This window comes from Streptomyces sp. S.PNR 29 (genome assembly GCF_030386795.1).
Lineage (GTDB): Bacteria > Actinomycetota > Actinomycetes > Streptomycetales > Streptomycetaceae > Streptomyces.
Genome location: NZ_JANUQM010000024.1, coordinates 1 through 21031, shown reverse-complemented (window position 1 = coordinate 21031; position 21031 = coordinate 1). Strand labels below are relative to the sequence as shown.

The following is a 21031-nucleotide window of genomic DNA, read 5'->3' as shown; positions in this document are numbered from 1 at the left end:
GCGCTCATCGCACGGCCTCCTCGCGGACGAGGGACACGGAGACGGTGTCCGGGGTGGCGGAATCGTGCTCGATCCTGCCGTCCTTGACCCGCACTTCCCGGGGCAGGGAGGCGGCGATGTCCCGGTCGTGGGTGATGACCACCACCGTCGTCCCGGACTCGTGCAGTTCGTGGAGCAGTTCGAGCACCACCGTCCCCGAGCGGGAGTCCAGGGCGCCGGTCGGCTCGTCGGCCAGCAGCAGCGGCGGGTCGCCGAGTACCGCCCGGGCGATCGCCACACGCTGTTTCTCGCCTCCGGAGAGCTGGTGCGGCTCGTGCTGCAGACGGTGACCGAGGCCGACCCGGCGCAGTGCGCGTTCGGCCAGTCGCCGCCGCTCACCGCGCGGGCGTCCGCTGTAGAGGAGCCCGTCCGCCACGCTGTCCAGCGCCGGCACCCCGGGGGCGAGATGGAAGTGCTGGAAGACGAAGCCGATGGTGCCGGCGCGCAGTGCGGACAGCTCTCGGTCGGTGAGCCGGGCCACGTCGTGCCCGTCGATGCGCACCAGACCGGCCGTCGGCCGGTCCAGGGTGCCCATGATGTTGAGCATGGTGGACTTCCCCGAGCCCGACGGGCCGACGATGGCGAGGAGTTCGCCGCGCCGGACGACGAGGTCCGCGCCGCGCAGGGCGGCGACGTCGCCGTACGTCTTGGACACCCCGGCCAGTTCGACGAGTGGCGGGGCCGTGGGGTTCAGGGGGGTGGACGCTGTCACTTGGGAACCCCCACGACCGTGCCCTCCGTGATGCCGGTGCCGGACACCTCGACCATGCCGTTGGCGAACATGCCCAGCTTGACCGGCCGCATCTCGGTGCCGCCGTCGGTGACGACCTCCAGGGCGTAGCCGCCGCCCTGCCTGGCCATCAGGGCCTCGACCGGCACGGCGAGCACGTTCTTGCGGCTGTCGGCCTTCAGGGTGACCTCGACGGCCGCGGCCTGGTAGCGGCCCAGTCCCTTGGGGTCCTTGACGGTCAGCTCCACGGGCAGGGTGGCGTCGTCGCTGCCCGAGGAGCCACCGGAGCCGGAGTCGCCCGAGCCGCCGCCCTCGCCGGAGTCGTCACCGGCGGAGGTCGGGGTGCCGATGTCCGTCACCTCGGCCTCGACGGTGCTGTTGTCGGGGAGTTCGACCGTGGCCTTGGTGCCCTCGTCGACCAGGTCCTCGTAGGCGACGTCCAGGTCGACGCTGACGATCCGCTCGGTGTCGGTCCAGGACAGCACGGCCCCGCTCACCGCGGCGCCGGGCACGGTCTGGAGGGAGGCGACGCGCCGGGCGCCTGAGGCGACCACGGCGTCTCCGGGCGAGACGGTGCCGGTCTCCTCCCGGCCCAGGTCGTCCTGCCACTCCCGCACCGCCTCGGCCGTACCCGAGGTGTACTCGTCGTCGACGGTGAAGCCGTCGTAGCCGAGGGCGTCGAGGTTCTTCTCCAGCATCTCGACGTCGGCGCCCTCGCTGCCGGTCTGCAGGGTGCGGTAGAGCGGGAAGGAGCCGTACAGCAGCGGCACCTTCTGCTCGTTGACGCGGTAGACGGCGTCGCCGCGCTTGAGGACCCTCCCCTCGTCGGGCAGCCAGGTGATGATGCCGCTGGAGCCCGAACCGCCCTGTGCCTGCTGGCCGTTGCCGTTCGCGGAGCCGGTGCCGGACTGGGCGGCGGGGGCCTGCACGGTGGTGGCGCTGCCGTAGCCGAGGTTGCCGTCCACGGTCTGTGTGTCGGTCAGCGTGGTGCGCTGCACCTTCGCGGTGGCCGGTGGCGCCGTGGGCGCGGCACTGCCCGAGTCACCGCCGTCGCCGCCGAGGGCGCCGGTGGCGGCGATGCCGGCCGCCGCGGCCACGGCGATCGCGGCGAGCAGGATCAGGGCCCTGCGCAGCCCTCGGCGCTTGCGGCCGGCTGCCGGTGCCTCGGGGGTGCCGTCCCCGCCGCCTTCACCGGCCGCGACGGGGGTGTGCTCCTCGTCGTCCCGCCGGGCGAGCGATCGTTCGTCGTCGCTCGCGGTGGCGACGGCGCCCGCCTGCTGGGATGCCATCTCGTGGGAGGTGCGGCGCTCCAGGGCGCCGGAGCCGTCACCGCCCGGGGATGGTCGCGCCTCGCTCTCGTCGTGACTGGTCACTGGCCACCCCTGCCGAACTGGACGGCGCCGCCCGGGTACTTGCTCTGGCAGGTCTGCATGGCCTGCTGGAACTTCGGGTCACTGGGGTCGACTCCGGCGCCCATGATGTCGATGTTCAGGCTGCCGCCGTTGATCTCGGGGTCCGGGAACTTCGGCACACCGTTGTCACGGATGCACTTCGCCCACGCGGCGACCTTGGCCGAGTCGAGCGTCCCGCCACCGCCGGCGCCGCCCGGGCCGCCCTGCGGGGCGAGGTCCTGGCACGCCTGCTGGGCGTCCTTGAACTCCTGGGAGTTGGGGTCGAGGCCGTCTTGCGGGCTGATCCGGATGCCGCCGCCGTCGGCCTGTGGATCCGGGAAGTTGGCCACGCCGTTCTCACGCATGCACTTCGAGTAGGCCAGCGCCCGGTCCCCCGCGCTGGTCGGGGACGCCGAGCCGGACGAGGCGGCGGCGTCGTCGTCGGAGCAGCCGGTCAGCAGGGTTCCGGTGAGCAGAGCGGCTGCCGCGACGAAGGTCCGGACGGCCGTCTTCTTGTGTGTGGTGGTGAACATGGTCCCAAGTTCTACGCAGCGTCCGGTCACACCGAGGACACAGAATCATGTGCGTGCACAGGCGCTCTGACATGGGCGGACGGGGCTTTTCCGGGCATGCCGAAGGGCCGCGCCGCCTGGGGCGGCGCGGCAGTTTCGGTCGGGTGTTCGACTGGACTCCTGGTGCGTCCCCGCACCTCAGGGACGTGCCAGGAGTGACTCAGGTGTGTTCGGGGCCGCTGCTGCCGGGCTCGCCCGCCCCGGCCGGTACCGGCCGGGGCAGTTCTCCGTACCGGCGGAAGCCGTACAGCAGCGCGCTGTCGTGGTCCAGATGGTCCACGGCACGCACGGCCCCGACCACGATCATGTGGTCGCCGGCGCCGTGGGTGCGTTCCACGGCGCACTCGGCGACGGCGTGCGCGGCCTCGATCAGCGCCGGGCTGCGGGTGAGGCGGGACGGCCGCCACGCCACCCGGTCGAACCGGTCGGGCGCGCCGGAGGCGAACAGGGCGGCGACCCACTCGGACTCGCCGTGCAGCAGGTTCACCGCGAACGCGCCGCTGGCGAGGACGGCCCGCAGGGTCGGGCTCTGGGTCCGCAGGCAGACCAGCAGGGTCGGTGGATCGACGCTGAGGCTGCACAGCGAGGAGCAGGTCATGCCCCAGGGGCGGGCGTCGCCGGACCGGGCGGTCACCACGGACACACCGGTCGGGAACGCCGCCATCATGTCGCGGAACGCGTCGTCCGCGAGCGTCGGACCGCTGTGCGCCGGCGGCCGGTACCTCTCCCGCTCGTTCATGGGTCCCGCTCAGAGCCCCTCTCGCATCTTCTTGAAGTACTCGTTCTGCGTCGGCAGGCTCCCCACCAGGGCCCGTGCCTTGTCACGGATCGCCTGGAACTCGGCGAGGGCGTCCTTCTCGTCGGTGAGGTCGATCGCGGGCGACGGCTTGACGTCGATGCCGCCGGTGCCGAGCAGGATGCAGTTGTAGGAGTACGGCGGCAGGCCGTGGTAGCGGGGGTACACGGTGTTCGCGTCGGGCACCTTGCTCTGCCACAGTTCGAGCCGCTCGGCGAGGGCGTCGGGCACGGTACGGGTCTTGGTGTCGCGCCAGTACTGGTTGTCGGCCCGCTTCGCGCCCCGGTAGTGCAGCACGAGGAACTCCCGTACGCCGTCCATGACGTGCGCCATCGAGCTGTTGTACTGGTCGCGCAGCGAGGCGTCCCAGTCGGCCGCCGGGTAGTACTTGACCAGCTGCTCGATCGCGTAGTGGATGAAGAAGATGCCGGTCGACTCCAGGGGCTCGACGAAGCCGCCGGCGAGCCCGACGGCCACGCAGTTGTTGACCCAGGCGCGGCGGCTGCGTCCGATGCGCATCCTGATGTGGTTGGCGGGCACGTCGACCGCCGCGGGGCCGACGAAGTCACGCAGGGTGCGCTCGGCCTCCTCGGGTTCGAGGTAGTCGCGGGCGTAGACGTAGCCGGTGCCGATCCGGCTGACCAGCGGGATCGTCCAGATCCACCCGGCGTCCTGCGCGGTGGCGGTGGTGCACGGCCGGATCGGGTCCTTGTCCATGTCCATGGGGACCTGCAGCGCGACCGCGCTGTCGTTGGGCAGGGTGTCCTGGTACGACACGAAGGGCTCGCCGAGCGCCTTGTTGAGCAGCAGCGCCCGGAACCCGGTGCAGTCGACGAAGAGGTCGCCGTCGACGCGCCCGTGCTCGGCGGTCTGCACATGCGTCACCCAGCCGCGCTCGTCCAGGCCGACGTCCTGCACGGTGTCGACGACGTGCCGCACTCCCCGGGCGGTGGCGTACCTGGTGAGGTACTTGGCCAGCAGATGCGCCTCGAAGTGGTAGGCGTAGGGGAACTGGGCGCCCTGGTACTCGGCGATCGTGGACGGCAGGTCGTCGGACTCGACGAACTCCTGTTCCAGCAGGCCTCCGTCGAGGTACCGCGGGCTGCGTCCGGCGTCGCACAGCGAGGCCATGACGAAGCAGTCCACGTCGAACCGGTCGGTGGTGGGGTGGCGCAGCCACCAGTCGGTGAGCGGGAAGCCCTTGACGGACCGCAGCTGCTCGAAGGGGTGGTAGAAGTGGTGGCCGGGCTCCCGCCAGTTCTCGAAGCGGACGGCGAGCTTGTACGTCGCGTTGCACGCGGGCATCCAGTCCCGCTCGGCGAGGCCGAGGAACTCGAAGAAGTGCCGGATGTCGCTGAAGGTCGCCTCGCCGACGCCGATGGTGCCGACGTCCGCGGACTCCACGAGCGTGACGGTCACCCGGTCGCCGAAGGCGGCGGTCAGGTAGGCGGCCGTCATCCAGCCCGCCGTGCCGCCGCCCACGATCACGACGTTGCGCACGGTGGCCGTGCCCCCGGCCCCGGGTATGTCGGTGTGCGTCATGTCCCACCCCAATCTCGGAAAGGTTGTCGGTCGTTCACCAGGTCACCGGCAGGCGCAGCACGCCGTACGCGGTCGACAGCACCCGGAAGGGCACGTCCTGGGCCGGGATGTCGAGGCGCAGCCGGGGGAAGCGGTCGAGCAGTGCCGTGAAGGCGATCCGCAGCTCCAGCCGGGCCAGTGCCGCGCCCAGGCAGTGGTGGACGCCGTGGCCGAAGGCGACATGGGCCACGGGGTCGCGTGCGAGGTCGAGGCGATCCGGCTCCTCGGTGAGCGCCGGGTCGCGGTTGGCCAGGGGGATGGAGCAGACGACGGTCTCCCCGGCCCGGACGAGCTGCCCGCCGACCGTCACGTCCTCCAGGGCCGTGCGCGGGGTGGGGGCGTGCGGCACGGACAGGTAGCGCAGGAGTTCGTCGAGGGCGCGGTCCAGTTCCGCCGGTTCGGCGCGCAGCCGCTCCAGCTGGTCGGGGTGCTGGAGCAGGGCCAGCGTGCCGAGGCCGATCATGCCGGAGATGTTGTCGAGGCCGGCGAGCATGAGGAGGACGCAGATGCCGCGCAGCTCCTTGTCGGTGAACTCGTCGCCGTAGTCGCGTACGAGCATGCCGAGGAAGCCGTCGTCGGGGTTCTTGCGGGCGCGGGTGATCAGCGCGCTGAGGTAGCGGGTGAAGGCGGTCCCGGCCGCGGCGCGTTCCTGGCGGCCCGCGGTCGCGAGGTGGGCGTGGCAGCGGCGCAGGAAGTCGGCCTGGTCGTCGCGGGGCACCCCGATGAGCTCGCAGAGCACCGGTCCGGGGACGGGGTCGGCGAAGTGCCGCACCAGGTCGGCGGGCGGCCCGACGCGTTCCATGGCGTCGAGGCGTTCGTGCACGATGGCCTGGATCCGGGGTTCGAGCCGGCGGGTGCGCCGCTGGGTGAACTCGGCGGTGAGCATCTTGCGCAGCCGGGTGTGCTCGGGCGGGTCGTAGTCCATGAGCTGGCCGATCGCCTCGTCCGGCCGCCAGTCGTCGCCTGAAGCCCCGGTGCGGGTGCCGAACCGGCGACGGGTGGAGAAGCGGACGTGGTCGCCGAGGACCTGGCGCACCTCGTGGTAGCCGGTGACGAGCCAGACGGGCCGGCCGTCGGCCCCCGGGTCGCCGTCGATCCGGGTTACGGGCCGCCCGGCGGTCAGGCGGCGCAGCTCGTCCGCCGGGTCGAAGCCGGTGCGGCGGATGTGGACGGGCGGGGACTGTGTGTCGTCGGCCATGGCTGCCGCCTCCTACCAGGCCACCGGCAGTGTTTCCACGCCGTAGATGCCGGACGGTGACTTGTAGCGCAGGTCCTCCACGGGCACCGCCAACCGCAGCCCGGGGAAGCGGTGCAGCAGCGCGTGGACGGCGGTCCGCAGGGTGAGCCTGGACAGCGGCGCGCCGAGGCAGTGGTGGATGCCGTGCCCGAAGGCCACGTGGCCCGCGTTCTCCCGGGTGATGTCGAAGGCGTCCTCGGCGTGCGGGCACCCGGACCGGTTGGCCCCGAGCAGCGAGCACAGCACCACGTCACCGGCCTTGACGACCTCCCCGGCCAGCGGCACGTCCACCAGGGCGGTGCGCGGCGAGGCGGTCGAGACGACCGAGGTGTAGCGGAGCATCTCCTCCACCGCCCGGTCGACGAGGTCGTCCCGCTCCCGCAGCAGGGCGAGCTGGTCGGGGTGCTGGAGCAGGGCGAGGACGCCGAGCGACAGGGTTCCGGTGACGTTCAGGATCGCGGGGGCCAGCAGGGTGGCCACGGTTCCCGCCAGCTCGGCGTCGCTCATGTCCATGCCGTGGTCGTGGATGAGCGCGCTGATCAGGTCGTCACCGCGGTGCCGGCGCCGGCTCCTGGCGAACTTGATCAGGTAGGCCATGTAGGCCTTGCCGGCCGCCATCCGCTGTTCCCTGGGGCGGTTGTCGCTGCGGCTGAGGTCGAGGTTGCGGGCCAGTTCGGCGTGGTCGTCGCGGGGGATGCCGAGCAGCACGCAGCCGACGAGGGCCGGGATGGGCTGGGCGAAGTGCCGGACGAGGTCGGCGGGTTGCCCGGCGCGTTCCAGGGCGTCCAGGTGGTCGTCCACGATCTTCTCGACCAGGGGCTCCAGGCGGCGCATCCGGCGCTGGGTGAACTCCGGTGCCTGCATCTTGCGCAGCCTGGTGTGCTCGGGCGGGTCGTACTGGAGCAGGTTGCCCTCCTGGATCAGGCGCCGGGAGTCGGCTTCGGTGTCCGCGGGAGGCCGGGTGCTGAAGCGTTCCGCGTCGCCGAGTACCGCGCGCACCGTGTCGGGGCCGACGGCGAGCCAGGTGCGCTCGGCGGTGTTGGCCGCGTCGATCAGGACGAGCGGGGTCTGCCGGCTCATCAGGCCCAGTTCGGGCAGGGGGTCGATCCCGTCGCGGCGCTCGTGGACGGGAACGTCCCGGGTGCCGGGGGGCTGCTCCGCTGGTGTGCGCTGGTCAGGCATCGGCCGGCTCCGTCCCGTCGAGTGCGGCGGTGATGACCCGCCCGATCTGTGCGGAGGGTTCCGGCTGGAAGATGTCGTAGTGCCCGACGGCGAGTTCGTGGGCGTGGATGTCCCCGGCGATGTAGGGCCGCCAGCTGTCGATCGCGGCCGGCACCGGCAGTTCCTCGGGCCGGTCCTCGGTGGCGACGAACAGCAGGAGGTCGCCCGGGTAGTGCGGCGGGGTGTGGTCGGGGGCGAAGTCGGCGGCGTTGCGGATGACCTTCTCCATGTTCTTGCGGAGGCGGTCGTCGACGCCCATGCGGACGGCCTCGATGTCGGCCGGCATGGCGCGTGCGCGGTCGTCGGGCACGTCCGGGCCGTCGCCGTCGGACGGCGGGCGTTCCTCGGAGGTGACGAACCGGCCGACGCCTCCGGGGTAGGCGTCGAGGATGCCGAGCAGCGCCACGTCCTCGTCCTGCTCGCGCAGGCGTGTGGCGATGGACTGGGCGAGCAGTCCGCCGAAGGAGGATCCGATGAGCTGGTAGGGGCCGGTGGGCTGGACGGTCCGGATCTGCAGCAGGTAGTCGGTGACCATCTCGTCGAAGCTGCGCGGCATGGGTTCCGGTCCGGCCAGGCCGCGGGCCTGCAGCCCGTAGACCGGCAGGTCCGTCGGCAGGTGCCGCAGCAGGGAGCGGTAGCCCCAGGCGAGGCCCATGGCGGGATGGACGCAGAACAGCGGGGGCCGGGTGCCTTCGGTGCGCAGCCGCAGCAGCACGCCGAGGTCGCCGGTGCCGCGGCCGGCGCGGCGGGTGCCGCTGATCCGGCCGGGGCCGTCGTCCCGGACCAGGAGCAGCCCGGCGGGGGTGCGCTTGGCGCGCCGGCCGGTGTGCAGCATCCTCTCGCCCTCGGGTCCGTAGGGGCAGGCGACGAAGCGTTCGCCGGTCGCGCCGGGGACGCCCGCGTATCCGCGGGCCAGGGCGGCTCCGGCGACGTACAGGTCGCCGACGGCTCCCTGGGGTACGGGGCGCAGGAAGTCGTCCAGTACGTAGGCGCGGGTGTTCCACACCGGTTCCGCGGACGGCGCCTCGCCCGGCCGGACGCGCAGGTCGAGCCAGGTCCCGGCGGTCTCCGGGGTGGCGTGGGCGCTGACCGGGACGGCGTCCGGCGGGAGCCCGAGGCGGGTCACCGGGGCGCCGGCGCCGTTCGCCGGGGCGGCGTCCGGCGGGAGGTCGAACCGGGCCGGTCCGCCGTCACCGCCGCCGCCCAGCAGCATGAGCTGCGGCCGGCCCGCGCCGCCGGCCTCCGTGCCGGGCCCGCCGTAGCGTACGCCGGCGCCGGCGCACAGCGCCGCGAGGAGCCGGGTCACCTGGGCTGCGGCGGGTGCCCGCGTGTCCAGGTCGGCGGGGCGGCCCGGGAGGACGGTCTGCATGCGGTACGCGGTGTGGTTGAGCAGGGTGCGGTGTTCGACGACGGTGCCGGCGGGGCTGCCGGTGCCGAGCACGAGCGCGGCCTGTCCGGGCTTCGGCGGCGTGAGGGGCGCCGGCTTCGGCGCCGTGTCGTCCACCGGGGCGGCGGCGTCCAGGGTCAGCAGCGGAACCGTGGTGTCCTCCGGCAGCAGGGCCGGGGTGGCCGTGGTACCGACGACGGCGGCGGGGCCGGTGCCGGGCAGGGCGGACTCCGCGTCCCGCAACGGGTGTTCCGGGTCGGCGAGGAGGCAGGCGGCGCCGGCTTTGAGGACGCCGAGCAGGGCGGTCACCTGGCCGGTGCCGGGCGGCACCGCCACGGCGACGGTGTCCTCCGCTCCGATGCCCTGCCGGGCCAGGCGATGGGCCAGACGGGCGGAGGCGGCGGAGAGTTCGCCGTAGGTGAGGGTGCCGTCGTCGTCGGTGACGGCGACCGCGTCGGGGCTCTGGGCCGTCCGCTCGGCCAGCAGCCCGAGGACGGTACGGCCGGGGAGTTCTGCCTCGGTGCCGTGGCCGGTCTCCAGCACCTGCCGCAGTTCGTCCTCGCCGAGGAGGACGTCGAAGCGGCCGAGGGGTGTCTCCGGGTCGGCCGCCGCCTGCTCCAGGACCCGTACGAGCCGCTCGGTGAGCGCGGTGACGGTCGACGCGTCGAACAGCTCGGTGGCGTAGCGGAGGTGTCCGTCGATGCCGTCGGGGTCGCCGTCGGGCCGGTGCCGTTCGGTCAGCCGGAAGGACAGGTCGAGTTCCGTGGTGGTGGCGCCCGTGTCCAGCCGGGTGGTGTGCAGGCCGGGCAGTTCCGACGCGTCCCACTCCTCGGTGCGGTCGTCGTGCACGTCCAGCCCGACCTGGAAGAGAGGGTGCCGGGCCGCGGAGGCGGGCGGCGCGAGGACGTCCACCAGGCGTTCGAACGGCACGTCCTCGTAGCCCTGTGCGTCCTGGACGGTTTCCCGGACCCGGTCGAGGAGTTCGAGGAAGGTGGGGTCGCCGGAGGTGTCGGTGCGCAGGACGAGCGGTCCGGCGAAGGGCCCCACCGCGCCTTCGAGGTCGCCCTCGGTGTCCCGGCGCGGCAGGAGGGTGCCGAGCGTGATGTCGGTGCCGGCGCCGAGGCGGGTGAGCAGCAGCGCGAGCGCGGCGTGCACCAGCATGGCGGCGGTCGTGCCGTCGGTTCCGGCCGCGGCCATCAGCCGCCGGTGTGTGTCGGGGTCGAGCCGTACCGGCACGGAGTCCGCGCGGTGGGAGGCCAGGACCGGCCGGGGCCGGTCGGTGGGCAGGGGGAGCTCGACGGGGGCCTCGGCGAGGGTGTCCTTCCAGTAGGCGAGCTGGTCGCTGACCAGGCTGTCGGGGTCCTGTTCACCGCACAGCAGTTCCCGCTCCCACAGCGCGTAGTCGGAGAACTGCAGGGGCAGCGGCGCCCGTTCGGGGGCCCGGCCCTCACGCCGCGCACGGTAGGCGGCCGCCAGGTCCCGTACGAGGATGTCGAGGGAGGCGTCGTCGGCGGCGATCCGGTGCACCACGAGCAGCAGGACGTGGTCGGTGTCACCGAGGCGGAACAGGTGCTGCTTCCAGGGCAGTTCGCGGGAGAGGTCGAAGCCGGCCGTGGCGTGCTCGGCGAGCAGGCCGGGCAGTTCCTCCTCGGTGGTGGGGGTGACGGCCGGTTCGGGCCGGGCGGCGTCGGCGTCCAGGATGTGCTGGTGCAGGTCGCCGCCCACGCGGGCGAAGGTGGTGCGCAGGATGTCGTGGCGGCGGGCGACGTCGCCGAGCGCGGCGCGCAGCGCGTCCGTGTCGAGATCGCCGCCCAGGCGCAGCGCGATGGTCGACTGGTAGGCGGCGGTGTCGCCGGTCAGCCGGCTCATCGCCCAGGCGCGCTGCTGGGCCGCGGTGGCGGGGATCTCGTCCGGGTCGTCGACGGGTTGCAGCACGGGGCGTGCCTTCGCCGTGAGCATGCGGGCCACGCCCCTGGGGGTGGACTCGCCGAACAGGCGCCGCATGCTCAGTTCGACGCCGAACTCCTCGCGGACCCGGGCGGCGAGCCGCATGGCCAGACCGGAGTCGCCTCCGAGGTCGAAGAAGTTGTCGTCGGCCCCTACCCGTTCGAGGCCGAGGATGTCGGCGAACAGGGCGCACAGCTTCTCCTCGGTCTCGCCCTGCGGGGCGACGTCGGAGACGCGTCCGGAGAAGTCGGGCGCGGGCAGCGCGGCCCGGTCAACCTTGCCGTTGCGGGTGAGCGGCAGGGCGTCCAGCAGGGTGACGGCGCTGGGCACCATGTAGTCGGGCAGGGAGCGCGCCGCGTGTTCGCGGACGTCGGCCAGGTCCGCCTCCGGGTCGGACGGGACGACGTAGGCGGTCAGGCGCCGGTCGCCGGGCCGGTCCTCGCGGGCGACGACGGCGGCCTGCCGCACCGCGGGGTGGGCGGTGAGGACGGCCTCGATCTCGCCGGGCTCGATCCGGAAGCCGCGGATCTTCACCTGGGTGTCGGCGCGTCCGTCGAAGCGGAGCAGTCCGTCGGGCGTCCAGTGGGCGAGGTCACCGGAGCGGTACATGCGGCTGCCGTCGGCGAACGGGCAGGCGACGAACCGCTCGGCGGTCTGGCCGGGCCGTCCGGTGTAGCCGCGGGCCACGCCCGTGCCCGCCACGTACACCTCGCCGGTCACGCCGGCGGGTACCGGCTTGAGGAAGGCGTCCAGGACGTAGACGCGGGTGTTGCCGACGGGCCGTCCGATGGGCGGCGGCTGGTCGCCGGGCGCGATCGGGCCGTCGAGGGGCGTGGCGGTGGCGATGACGGTGGTCTCGGTGGGGCCGTAGGTGTTGGAGACCCGGGCCCGGCCGGTCCAGCGTGCGGCCAGGTCCGCGGTGAGGAGTTCGGCGCCGAGGACCCAGGTGCGCACCCCGGGCACGTCGTCCGGGTCGAGTTCGGTCAGCAGGGAGGGCACGACACTGGCGGCGCTCACGCCGGCCGAGCTGATCATGCGGGTCAGGGCGGGGGTGTCGGTGCGCTCGTCCTCGGTGGCGATGGCGAGGGTGCCGCCGGCGGCCAGGGTGGTCGCGACGTCGAGGACGGCCGCGTCGAAGCTGAAGGAGGCGAACTGCAGGGCGGTGACGCCCTCGGAGACGTCGAGGACGGGCCGCATGGCCTCGGCGAGGTTCGCCACGCTGCGGTGGGCGACGGCCACGCCCTTGGGGCGGCCGGTCGAGCCGGAGGTGTAGATGACGTAGGCGAGCTGGTCCGGTTCGAGGGACGCGTGCGGCGCCTCGGCGGGCCGGTCCGCGAGGGCCTGCTCGGCCTTGTCCAGGAGGACGGCCTGTGCGGTGCCGAGCGGCACGCCGTCCAGTGTCTCGGCGGTGCCGAGGACGACGGCCGCCTCACTGTCGTCGATCATGTAGCCGAGCCGGTCGGACGGGTGGCGGGGGTCCAGCGGCACGAACGCGCCCTGCGCCTTCCACACGGCGAGGAGGGCGACGACCATGTCCGCCCCGCGCGGCAGGCACAGCCCCACCCGGGTCTCGCGGCCCACGCCGAGCCCGGTCAGGTACCCGGCGAGCCGGCCGGCGCGCTCGTCGAGTGCCCCGTACGACAGCTCTTCGTCGCCGCAGCGCACGGCCACGGTCCGAGGGGTGCGGGCGGCCCAGCTCTGGACGGCGTCGACCAGGGTGCCGGGCGGGACGGACCGGCCGGTGTCGTTCCACGCGTCGACGAGCAGCGACCGCTCCTCGGAGTCCAGGAGGTCGATGTCGGCCACCCGCCTCTGCGGGTCGGCGGCCATCTGTTCCAGCACCCGGACGACCCGGGCGAACACCGCGCGGGCGGTGTCGTCGTCGAACAGGTCGGGCCGGTAGTCGAGTTTGCAGTGCAGGCGGGTGCCCGGCGTCACGACGAGGGTGAGCGGGTAGTGCGAGGCGTCCTGGGCCATGCCCGACGGCCGCATGGTCAGCGCGCCCGGTGTGCCGGCGCCCTCCGGCGGGTGCGGGAAGCTCTCGTACAGGACCAGGGTGTCGAAGACCGAGCCGGGACCCGCGATCTTCTGGATCTCCAGCAGGCCGACGTGCTGGTGGCCGATCAGCCGGGCGTGGTGCTCCTGCAGCGCGGTCAGCATCTCGGCGACGGTGTGTCCACCGTCGAGGCGCACCCGCACCGGCAGCGTGTTGATGAGGAGACCCACCATCGACTCCACGCCCGGCAGGTCCGCGGGCCGGCCCGCCGCCGTGCTGCCGAACACCACGTCGGCCCGGCCGGCGAGGCGGGCCAGCACCAGCGCCCACGCGCCCTGGACGACCGTGTTCATGGTGACGCCGAGGCGGCGCGCCAGCCCGGCGAGGGACGCGGTGAGTTCCTCGGGCAGGTCGGCGACGATCCGCTCGGGCAGCACCGGGAGCCGGGTGGGGTCCGCCTTGGCCACCAGGGTCGGTTCGTCGGTTCCCGCCAGCTCGGTGCGCCAGGCCTCGCGGGCCGCCTCCTTGTCCTGCCGGTTCAGCCATGCCACGTACGAGCCGTACGACGCGGCCCGCTTCAGCCCGGAGGCGTCGCCGCCGGCCGCGTACACCTCGGACAGTTCGCCCAGCAGGACCGGCATGGACCAGCCGTCCATGAGGATGTGGTGGAACGTCATCACCAGGCGGTGCCGGTCCTCGCCGAGCCGGACCAGCAGCAGCCGCATCAGGGGCGGTACCGCCGTGTCGAAGCGCTGCGCGGTCTCGCTCTCGGCCAGCCGGCGCAGTTCCTCCTCCGCCTCGGCAGCGGTCAGCCCGCTGACGTCCTCCTCACGCCAGGGGACGGTCACCTCGCGCAGCACGACCTGCACCAACTGGGCGCCGCTGACGGGACGGAAGCAGGCCCGCAGCGCCGTGTGCCGGGCCACGAGCGCCTCCCAGGAGGCGCGCAGCCGGGCCGCGTCCAGGGGGCCGTCGATGTCCAGCGCGGACTGCACGGTGTAGACGTCGGGGCCCTCGTCGGCGAGAGCGGCGTGGAACAGCAGCCCCTCCTGCAACGGCGACAGCGGCCACACGTCCTCGACAAGGGATCGCGTCATCGCTCCTTCTCCTCAACGACGGTTGGTGCGGCAACGGTGGTGCTCAGGCCTGTGCCTAGCGGGGACGGTGTCCCTGGCCGAACGCCGCTTCGAGCTCCTCGATCTGGTGCTGTGCGAGGTCGAGCAGGGGGAAGTCGGACGGGGTGTGTCCGCCCGCGTCCTCGGACGTGGTGTGGTCGGCCAGGCCCCGCAGCACGGCCAGCCAGGTACGGCCCAGCCGGTCCGCGTCGGCCTCCCCCAGCAGCCGTCCGGCCCAGCTCAGCGTGATCTCCAGTTCGGGCCCGTCCGCGGTGTCCCGGACGACGGCGGCCGCCGCCACGGCGTGGGTCACCGGCAGGTCCGGGTCCACCGAGCCGCTGACCGCTCCGGCCAGCTGCCAGGGCCCCGCGGGGCCCGTGCTGCGGCCGGTGCTGAACCGGCCCAGGTAGTTGAAGCCGATCTGCGGTGCCGGAGCGGCTTGCAGGGCCGGTGCCGTGTCGGGGTTGAGGTGACGCAGCAACTCGTAACCGAGCCCGTCCCCCGGCACCGCCCGCACCTGCTCCTTGACCGCTTTCACCAAGCTACCGGCGGCCGGCCCACCGGCCATAGCCTCGTCCAACTGACCAACGGGCACCGTGAGCCGCACCGGATGCGAGCTGGTGAACCAGCCCACCGTGCGGGACAGGTCCACCCCGTCGACCGGCTCACGCCCGTGCCCCTCGATGTCCACCAGCACGCCCGGGGCCCGCCGCCAGTGCGCCACGGCGCCCGCGAGACCGGCGAGCAGCACCTCGTGCACCCCGCAGTGGAACGCGGCCGGCATCCGCTCCACCAGCACGGCCGCCTGCTCCGCCGGCACCGTCCACGAACGGTGGAGGAGGGTGGGCGCGGTGTCCACGGCCGGATCGAGGGGGCGACCGCCGACAGGGGGCTCCGCCTCCCCCAACAGGGCCTTCCACGCTTCGAGTTCGGCGATCCGTTCCTCGGACACCGCCTGTTCGGACAGCAGCTGCGACCAGCGCCGGAAGGATGTGCCGACGGGGTCCAGTACCGGGTCGCGTCCGTCGGCGACCGCCTCGCAGGCCGCCTGCAGGTCCGGCACCAGCACCCGCCAGGACACACCGTCCACGACCAAGTGATGGGCGACTATGACGAGTTGACCGGTCGTGCCGGGTCCGGAGTCGACCCACACCACCTGCATGTTCACGCCCGCCGCCGGATCCAGGCGCGTCAGGGCCTCCCGTGCGAGCTCCTCCGGCGATCCCGCTTCCACGCGGGCGACCAGCGCGGCGGCGTCCACCGAACCCGGCTCGCCCACCACGAGCTTCCGTTCGCCGGGCACCGCACGCGCCCGCAGCATGTCGTGCGTGTCCAGTACGGCTCGGAGACCTGCCGTGAGCACGTCCAGCCCGAGTCCGGCCGGTGCCCCCAGCACCACCCACTGAGCGAACCCCTGGCCGGTGACCCGCTCCCCCAGCGCGTGCATCACGGGGGTGAAGGCCAGCTCACCGACACCGACGTCCGCGACGTCCGTGCCCGCCTCGGTGGGCTGCACGACCTCGGCCAGCCGTTCCGGCGTCTTCTCCTCGAACACCTGACGCGGGGTCAGCGCCAGTCCGGCCCGGCGAGCTCGCGAGGCGAGCTGCATCGACATGATGGAGTCGCCGCCGAGTTCGAAGAAGCCGTCCTCGACACCCACCCGTTCCAGGCCCAGCACCTCGGCGAACAGCTCGCACAGCACCCGCTCGGTCTCCGTCCGCGGCTCACGGCCCGATACCCGGGCGGCGAAGTCGGGGGCGGGCAGCGCTGCCCGGTCCACCTTGCCGTGGGGCGTCAGCGGCAGCCGGTCGAGGGGGACGAACGCCGTGGGCACCATGTGCTCCGGCAGGCGGTCCGTCAGATGGGCCCGCAGCTCCTCCGTGTCGACCTCGCCCCGCGCGTCCGCGACGACATAGGCGACCAGGCGGTTCTCACCGGGCCGGTCCTTGCGGGCGACGACGACCGCCTGGGCGACCTCGGGGTGCCCGGCCAGAGTGGCTTCGATCTCGCCGGGTTCGATCCGGTGACCCCGGATCTTGACCTGGTCGTCGGAGCGCCCCACGAAGACCAGCTCGCCGTCGCCGGTCCACCGCACCACGTCCCCGGTGCGGTACATCCGCTCCCCGCTGCCGTACGGGCAGGCCACGAACCGCCCGGCCGACAGTCCGGCACGGCCCAGGTAGCCGCGCGCGAGCCCGGCCCCGGTGACGTACAGCTCGCCCGCCACGCCGACCGGTACGGGCAGCAGGAACTCGTCCAGGACGTACGCCCGGACGCCGGCGACCGGGCGGCCGATGGGCACCTGGTCACGGCCGCCCGGTGCGAGCGGGGTGCTCATCGCCGCGCAGACCGTCGTCTCGGTCGGCCCGTACGCGTTGACCATCCGCCGGTCCGCCGACCAGCGGTCCGCGAGCCCCGGCGGGCAGGCCTCGCCCGCCACGATCAGGGTCTGCAGTGTGTCCGGCAGCGCCTCCTCCGCGCCGAGCACGCTCGGCGGCACGGTGACATGGGTGGCCCGCGCCTGGCGCACTGCCTCCCCGAGCGACGTCCGCGGGGGCAGCTCCTCCGGGGGCGCCACCACCAGTGTGCCGCCCGACAGCAGGGCCATGCACAGCTCCGACACGGCGGCGTCGAAGCTGAGGGACGCGAACTGCAGCACCCGCGAGTCGTCCCGTACGGCGAACCGCGCGATCTGCTCCCGGGCCAGGTTCCCCAGCCCCGCGTGGCTCACCACGACGCCCTTGGGGCGTCCCGTCGAACCCGAGGTGTAGATGACGTAGGCCGCGTTGCCGGCCCGCAACGGCAGGGTCCGTTCGCCGTTCCCGACCGGCCCGCCGGCGTACTTCGCCACGGCTGCGGCGACCGCCGGGTCGTCCAGCACCGTCGGCCGGGCCGCCGTGTCCCCGGGGACGGCCCGCGCGGTCCGCCCGGTGCACAGGACCAGGCCGGGGTCGGAGTCCCGCAGGACGTACGCGATCCGCTCCGCCGGATAGTCCGCGTCGACGGGCACGAACACCCCGCCCGCCAGCGACACCGCCAGCAGGGAGACGACGGTGGCCACCGACCGTTCCGCCAGGACCGCGACCCGGCACTCCGGGCCGACCCCACGGTCGATGAGGAACCTCGCGAGCCGCCCGGCCTGATGCATCAACTCGGCGTAGGTAAGGGCCTGTTCGCCGGCGGTGACGGCGATCGCGTCCGGGGTGCGCCGCACCTGCCGTGCGAACAGCTCCGGAAGCGGCACGGCCTGGGCGGCCGCCCCGGTCCCGTTCCACTCCCGCACCACCAGCTCGCGGTCGGCCGCGTTCACGGCCTCCACCCGGCCGACGGGCCCCGACGGCTCGGCGACCATCTGCTCCAGCACCCGCACGAGCGTGGTGATCATGGCGTCGGCCCGGTCACGGTCGAAGAGGTCCGGCCGGTAGACGAAGTCGCCACGCATGCGGTCCCCGGGCGAGACGACGAAGGTCAGCGGGTAATGGCCCATGTCGTCCGGGGCGCCGATCGGACGGATCGCGAGCATGTCGGGGTCGGGGGCGCCCGCGGGGGCGTGCGGGTAGTTCTCGTACACGACCAGCGTGTCGAAGACGGCACCGGAGCCCGCGAGCCGCTGGATCTCCGCCAGTCCCAGGTGCTGGTGACCCAGCAGCCCGACCTGGCGTTCCTGGACGTCGGCGAGCAGCTCCGCGACCGGCCGCCCGGGGTCCAGGGACACCCGCACCGGAACCGTGTTGATGAACAGGCCGATGGCCGACTCCACGCCCGGCAGATCGGTGGGCCTGCCCGCCACCGTGGCACCGAACACGACGTCCGTACGGCCCGTCAGCCGCGCCAGGAGCAGCGCCCACGCGCCCTGCACCACCGTGTTCACGGTGAGTCCGTGCGTACGGGCCAGGTCCGTGACCGCCCGCGACAGTTTCTCCGGGAACTCGAACCGCACCCGGTCGGGCAGCACGGACTCGGCGCCCGAGTCGGCGGGGGCCACGAGTGTCGCCTCGTCGAGCCCGGCGAGTTCCGCCTGCCAGGCGGCGCGCGCGGCGTCCTTGTCCTGTCGGTGCAGCCACGCGAGATAGTCCCCGTAGGAGGCGGCCGGTGTCAGGGCCTCGCCGGTGTTCCCGCTCACGCGGGCGGCGTACGCCGCCGACAGGTCCTGGATCAGGATCGGCAGGGACCAGCCGTCCATGACGATGTGGTGACTGGTGAGGAGCAGCCGGTGCCGGTCCTCGGCGAGCCGGACCAGCAGCACCCCCAGCAGCGGCGCCCGCGTGACGTCGATCCGTTCGGCCTGTTCCTCGCCGGCCAGCCGCCGCAGTTCGGCGAGCGCGTCCTCCTCCGTACGGCCGGAGAGGTCGGCCTCGCGCCAGGGCAGCACCACGTCCCGGGCGACGACCTGCACGGCCGTGCCCGAGGCCAGGCGGTGGAAGCCGGCCCGCAGGACGGGGTGCCTGCGCAGCACCGTGTCCCATGCCGCGCGGAGGCTGGGCACGTCCAGCGGTCCGTCCAGGGCGAGCATCCGCTGTCCCTGGTAGAGGTCGGGGCCCCCGTCGTCGAAGGAGGCGTGGAACAGCATGCCTTCCTGCAGCGGCGACAGCGGCCACACCTCGGCCGGCGCAGGCACCGCGGCCTCCACCTCGTCCACGTCGTCCTGCGTCAGCGTGAGCAGCGGGAAGTCGGAGGGCGTGTGCCCGCCCGCGCCGGGGGAGGCGGTGTGGCCGGCCAGGCCACCCAGCATCTCCAGCCATGCGCGGCCCAGCCGCTCCGCGTCGGCCTCCGCCAGCAGCCGTTCCGGCCAGCTCAGAATGATCGTCAGCTCGGGCCCGTCGGCGGTGTCCCGCACGACCGCGCCCGCCTCCAGCGTGTGACCGGCGGGCAGGTCCGGGTCGACGGAGCCGCCGAGGGCCGACTCCCCGGCCGGCTGCCACGCGGTGACCGCGCCACCGGGTCCCCGGCCGCCGAACCGGCCCAGGTAGTTGAAGCCGACCTGGGAGGTGGGCGCGGTCCGCAGGACGGGGGCGGTCTCGGGGTTGAGGTGGCACAGCAGGTCGTATCCGAGTCCGTCCCCGGGGACCGCCCGCACCTGCTCCTTGACCGCCTTCAGCAGACGGCCGGCGGCCGGGCCGCCCGCCGGAACCTGCGGCAGCTCGCATCCGGTCACGTCCAGCCGGACGGGGTGGGAGCTGGTGAACCAGCCGACCGTGCGGGACAGGTCCATGCCGTCGCCCAGCGGCTCACGGCCATGCCCTTCGACGTCCACCAGGAGGCCGGTGGCGCCCTCCCCGTCCTGCCGCCAGTGCGCCACGGCGCCCGCGAGTCCGGCGAGCAGCACCTCGTGCACACCGCAGTGGAACGCGTCCGGGGTACGGCTCACCAGCGTCGCCGCGTGCTCCGGCGGGAGCGTCCAGGTACGGCGGCGCAGGGTGCGGGCGGTGTCGACGGCGGGGTCGAGGGGGCGGCCGGCCAGGGGGGCTTCCGGTTCGCCCAACAGGGCTTTCCAGGCGTCGAGTTCGGCGATGCGCTCCTCGGCGGTGGACTGTTCGGACAGCAGCTGCGACCAGCGCCGGAAGGATGTGCCGACGGGGTCCAGTACCGGGTCGCGTCCGTCGGCGACCGCCTCGCAGGCCGCCTGGAGGTCCGGCAGCAACACCCGCCAGGACACGCCGTCCACGACCAGGTGATGCACCACCACGATCAGACGGCCGACCTCGTCCGGCCCCGCGTCCACCCACACGACCTGCACGTTCACACCCGACACCGGGTCCAGTCGGCCTGCCGCCTCGCGGGCCAGCTCGTCCACGTCCGTCGCCGCGGCCGCCACGCGGGTCACGAGTCCGGCCGTGTCCACCGTGCCCGGCTCACCGACCACGAGCTTCAGCTCGTCGGGCACCGCACGGGCCCGCAGCATGTCGTGCGTGTCCAGTACGGCTCGGAGACCGGCCGTGAGCACGTCCAGCCGGAGCCCGGCCGGCGCTCCCACGGTCATCCACTGGGCGAACCCCGGACGCACCGCCTCCTCGCCCAGCGCCAGCATCGCCGGGGTCCACGCCACCTCACCGGTTCCCACGTCTTCCGGGCGTGTCTCCGGCTGAACTGGTTCCGTGACGGTCGCGAGTCGTTCCGGCGTCTTCTGCTCGAAGACCTGACGCGGGGTGAGGGACAGTCCGGCGCGGCGGGCCCGTGAGGCGAGCTGCATCGAGCTGATGGAGTCGCCGCCCAGAGCGAAGAAACTGTCGTCCACACCGACCCGGTCGAGGCCCAGCACCTCGGCGAACAGCTCGCACAGCACCCGCTCGGTCTCGGTGCGCGGCTCACGGCCGGAGGTACGTGAGGCGAAGTCGGGGGCGGGGAGTGCGGCCCGGTCGACCTTGCCGTTGGGGGTCAGCGGCAGCTCGTCCAGTACGAGTACGGCTGCCGGCACCATGAACTCCGGGAGCCGGCCGGACAGATACGTCCGCAGCTCCTCCGGATCGACCTCGCCCCGCACGTTCGCGACGACGTAGCCGACGAGCCGCTTGTCACCGGTCTCCTCCGACTCCCGCGCGGTGACTACGGCCTGGGCGACGGTCTGGTGTCCGGCCAGGGCGGCTTCGATCTCGCCCAGCTCGACCCGGAACCCACGGACCTTGACCTGGGCGTCCGCACGTCCCGCGAACAGCAACTCACCGTCCGGCGTCCAACGCGCCAGGTCCCCCGTGCGGTACATACGCTCACCAGGCACATACGGGCACGCGACGAACCGCTCCCCAGTGTGGCCGGGTCGGCCGACATAGCCACGGGCCACCCCCGGACCCGCCAGATACAACTCACCCGTCACACCCGGAGGCACCGGCCGCAGGAAATCGTCCAGCACGAACGTCCGCACATTCGCCAGCGGACGCCCGATGGACGGAGCCTCGTCCGACGCCCCGATCGCGGCATCCACCGGACCGGCCGTCGCCATGACGGTCGCCTCGGTCGGCCCGTAGGTGTTCCACAGCCGGGCCCGCCCAGCCCACCGACTCGCCAACCCCGCCGTCAGCAAC

Annotated in this window: 9 protein-coding genes; all 9 read right to left on the bottom strand. The window is 73.5% G+C overall.

The genetic code is table 11. From position 1 onward, the window contains the following. Positions 1–4: 4 nt before the first annotated feature. The 9 genes from NW895_RS40120 to NW895_RS40080 all read right to left on the bottom strand — a co-directional run bounded on the left by NW895_RS40120 (position 5) and on the right by NW895_RS40080 (position 21015). Positions 5–751: an ABC transporter ATP-binding protein gene (locus tag NW895_RS40120; RefSeq protein ID WP_289942124.1), complete on the bottom strand. Its 747-nt coding sequence runs from the start codon at positions 749–751 to the stop codon at positions 5–7. Further along, a complete protein-coding gene (locus tag NW895_RS40115) occupies positions 748–2142 on the bottom strand; it encodes a peptidoglycan-binding protein (RefSeq protein WP_289942123.1) in 1395 nt (464 codons plus the stop codon). The genes NW895_RS40120 and NW895_RS40115 overlap by 4 nt, the downstream gene beginning before the upstream one ends. Further along, the gene (locus tag NW895_RS40110; protein WP_289942122.1) at positions 2139–2693 is read right to left on the bottom strand and encodes a hypothetical protein; all 555 of its coding nucleotides are present in this window, start codon (positions 2691–2693) and stop codon (positions 2139–2141) included. Before NW895_RS40110 ends, NW895_RS40115 begins: the two co-directional genes overlap by 4 nt. A gap of 199 nt (positions 2694–2892) precedes the next feature. Continuing rightward, positions 2893–3471 carry a flavin reductase family protein gene (locus tag NW895_RS40105; RefSeq protein WP_289942120.1) on the bottom strand — a complete coding sequence of 193 codons (579 nt, stop codon included), beginning with the start codon at positions 3469–3471 and terminating at the stop codon, positions 2893–2895. A gap of 9 nt (positions 3472–3480) precedes the next feature. Then, the gene (locus NW895_RS40100) at positions 3481–5070 is read right to left on the bottom strand and encodes a tryptophan halogenase family protein (protein WP_289942118.1); all 1590 of its coding nucleotides are present in this window, start codon (positions 5068–5070) and stop codon (positions 3481–3483) included. Between the two features lie 34 nt (positions 5071–5104). Next, entirely contained in the window at positions 5105–6307 is a 1203-nt protein-coding gene (locus tag NW895_RS40095) for a cytochrome P450 (protein ID WP_289942117.1), read from the bottom strand. A 12-nt stretch (positions 6308–6319) separates the two neighbouring features. Beyond that, positions 6320–7528 (bottom strand): cytochrome P450, encoded by a 1209-nt coding sequence (locus NW895_RS40090; protein ID WP_289942116.1) that lies wholly within the window; start codon positions 7526–7528, stop codon positions 6320–6322. Continuing rightward, positions 7521–13994: a non-ribosomal peptide synthetase gene (locus NW895_RS40085; protein WP_289942114.1), complete on the bottom strand. Its 6474-nt coding sequence runs from the start codon at positions 13992–13994 to the stop codon at positions 7521–7523. The genes NW895_RS40090 and NW895_RS40085 overlap by 8 nt, the downstream gene beginning before the upstream one ends. A gap of 55 nt (positions 13995–14049) precedes the next feature. Next, complete coding sequence (locus NW895_RS40080) at positions 14050–21015, bottom strand: non-ribosomal peptide synthetase (protein WP_289942113.1); 6966 nt, start codon at positions 21013–21015, stop codon at positions 14050–14052. Positions 21016–21031: the final 16 nt, after the last annotated feature.

Coding starts and splice junctions, on each gene's coding strand:
- NW895_RS40110 (WP_289942122.1), bottom strand. CDS start 2,693: ATGTTCACCACCACACACAAGAAGACGGCCGTCCGGACCTTCGTCGCG.
- NW895_RS40105 (WP_289942120.1), bottom strand. CDS start 3,471: ATGAACGAGCGGGAGAGGTACCGGCCGCCGGCGCACAGCGGTCCGACG.
- NW895_RS40100 (WP_289942118.1), bottom strand. CDS start 5,070: ATGACGCACACCGACATACCCGGGGCCGGGGGCACGGCCACCGTGCGC.
- NW895_RS40095 (WP_289942117.1), bottom strand. CDS start 6,307: ATGGCCGACGACACACAGTCCCCGCCCGTCCACATCCGCCGCACCGGC.
- NW895_RS40090 (WP_289942116.1), bottom strand. CDS start 7,528: ATGCCTGACCAGCGCACACCAGCGGAGCAGCCCCCCGGCACCCGGGAC.
- NW895_RS40085 (WP_289942114.1), bottom strand. CDS start 13,994: ATGACGCGATCCCTTGTCGAGGACGTGTGGCCGCTGTCGCCGTTGCAG.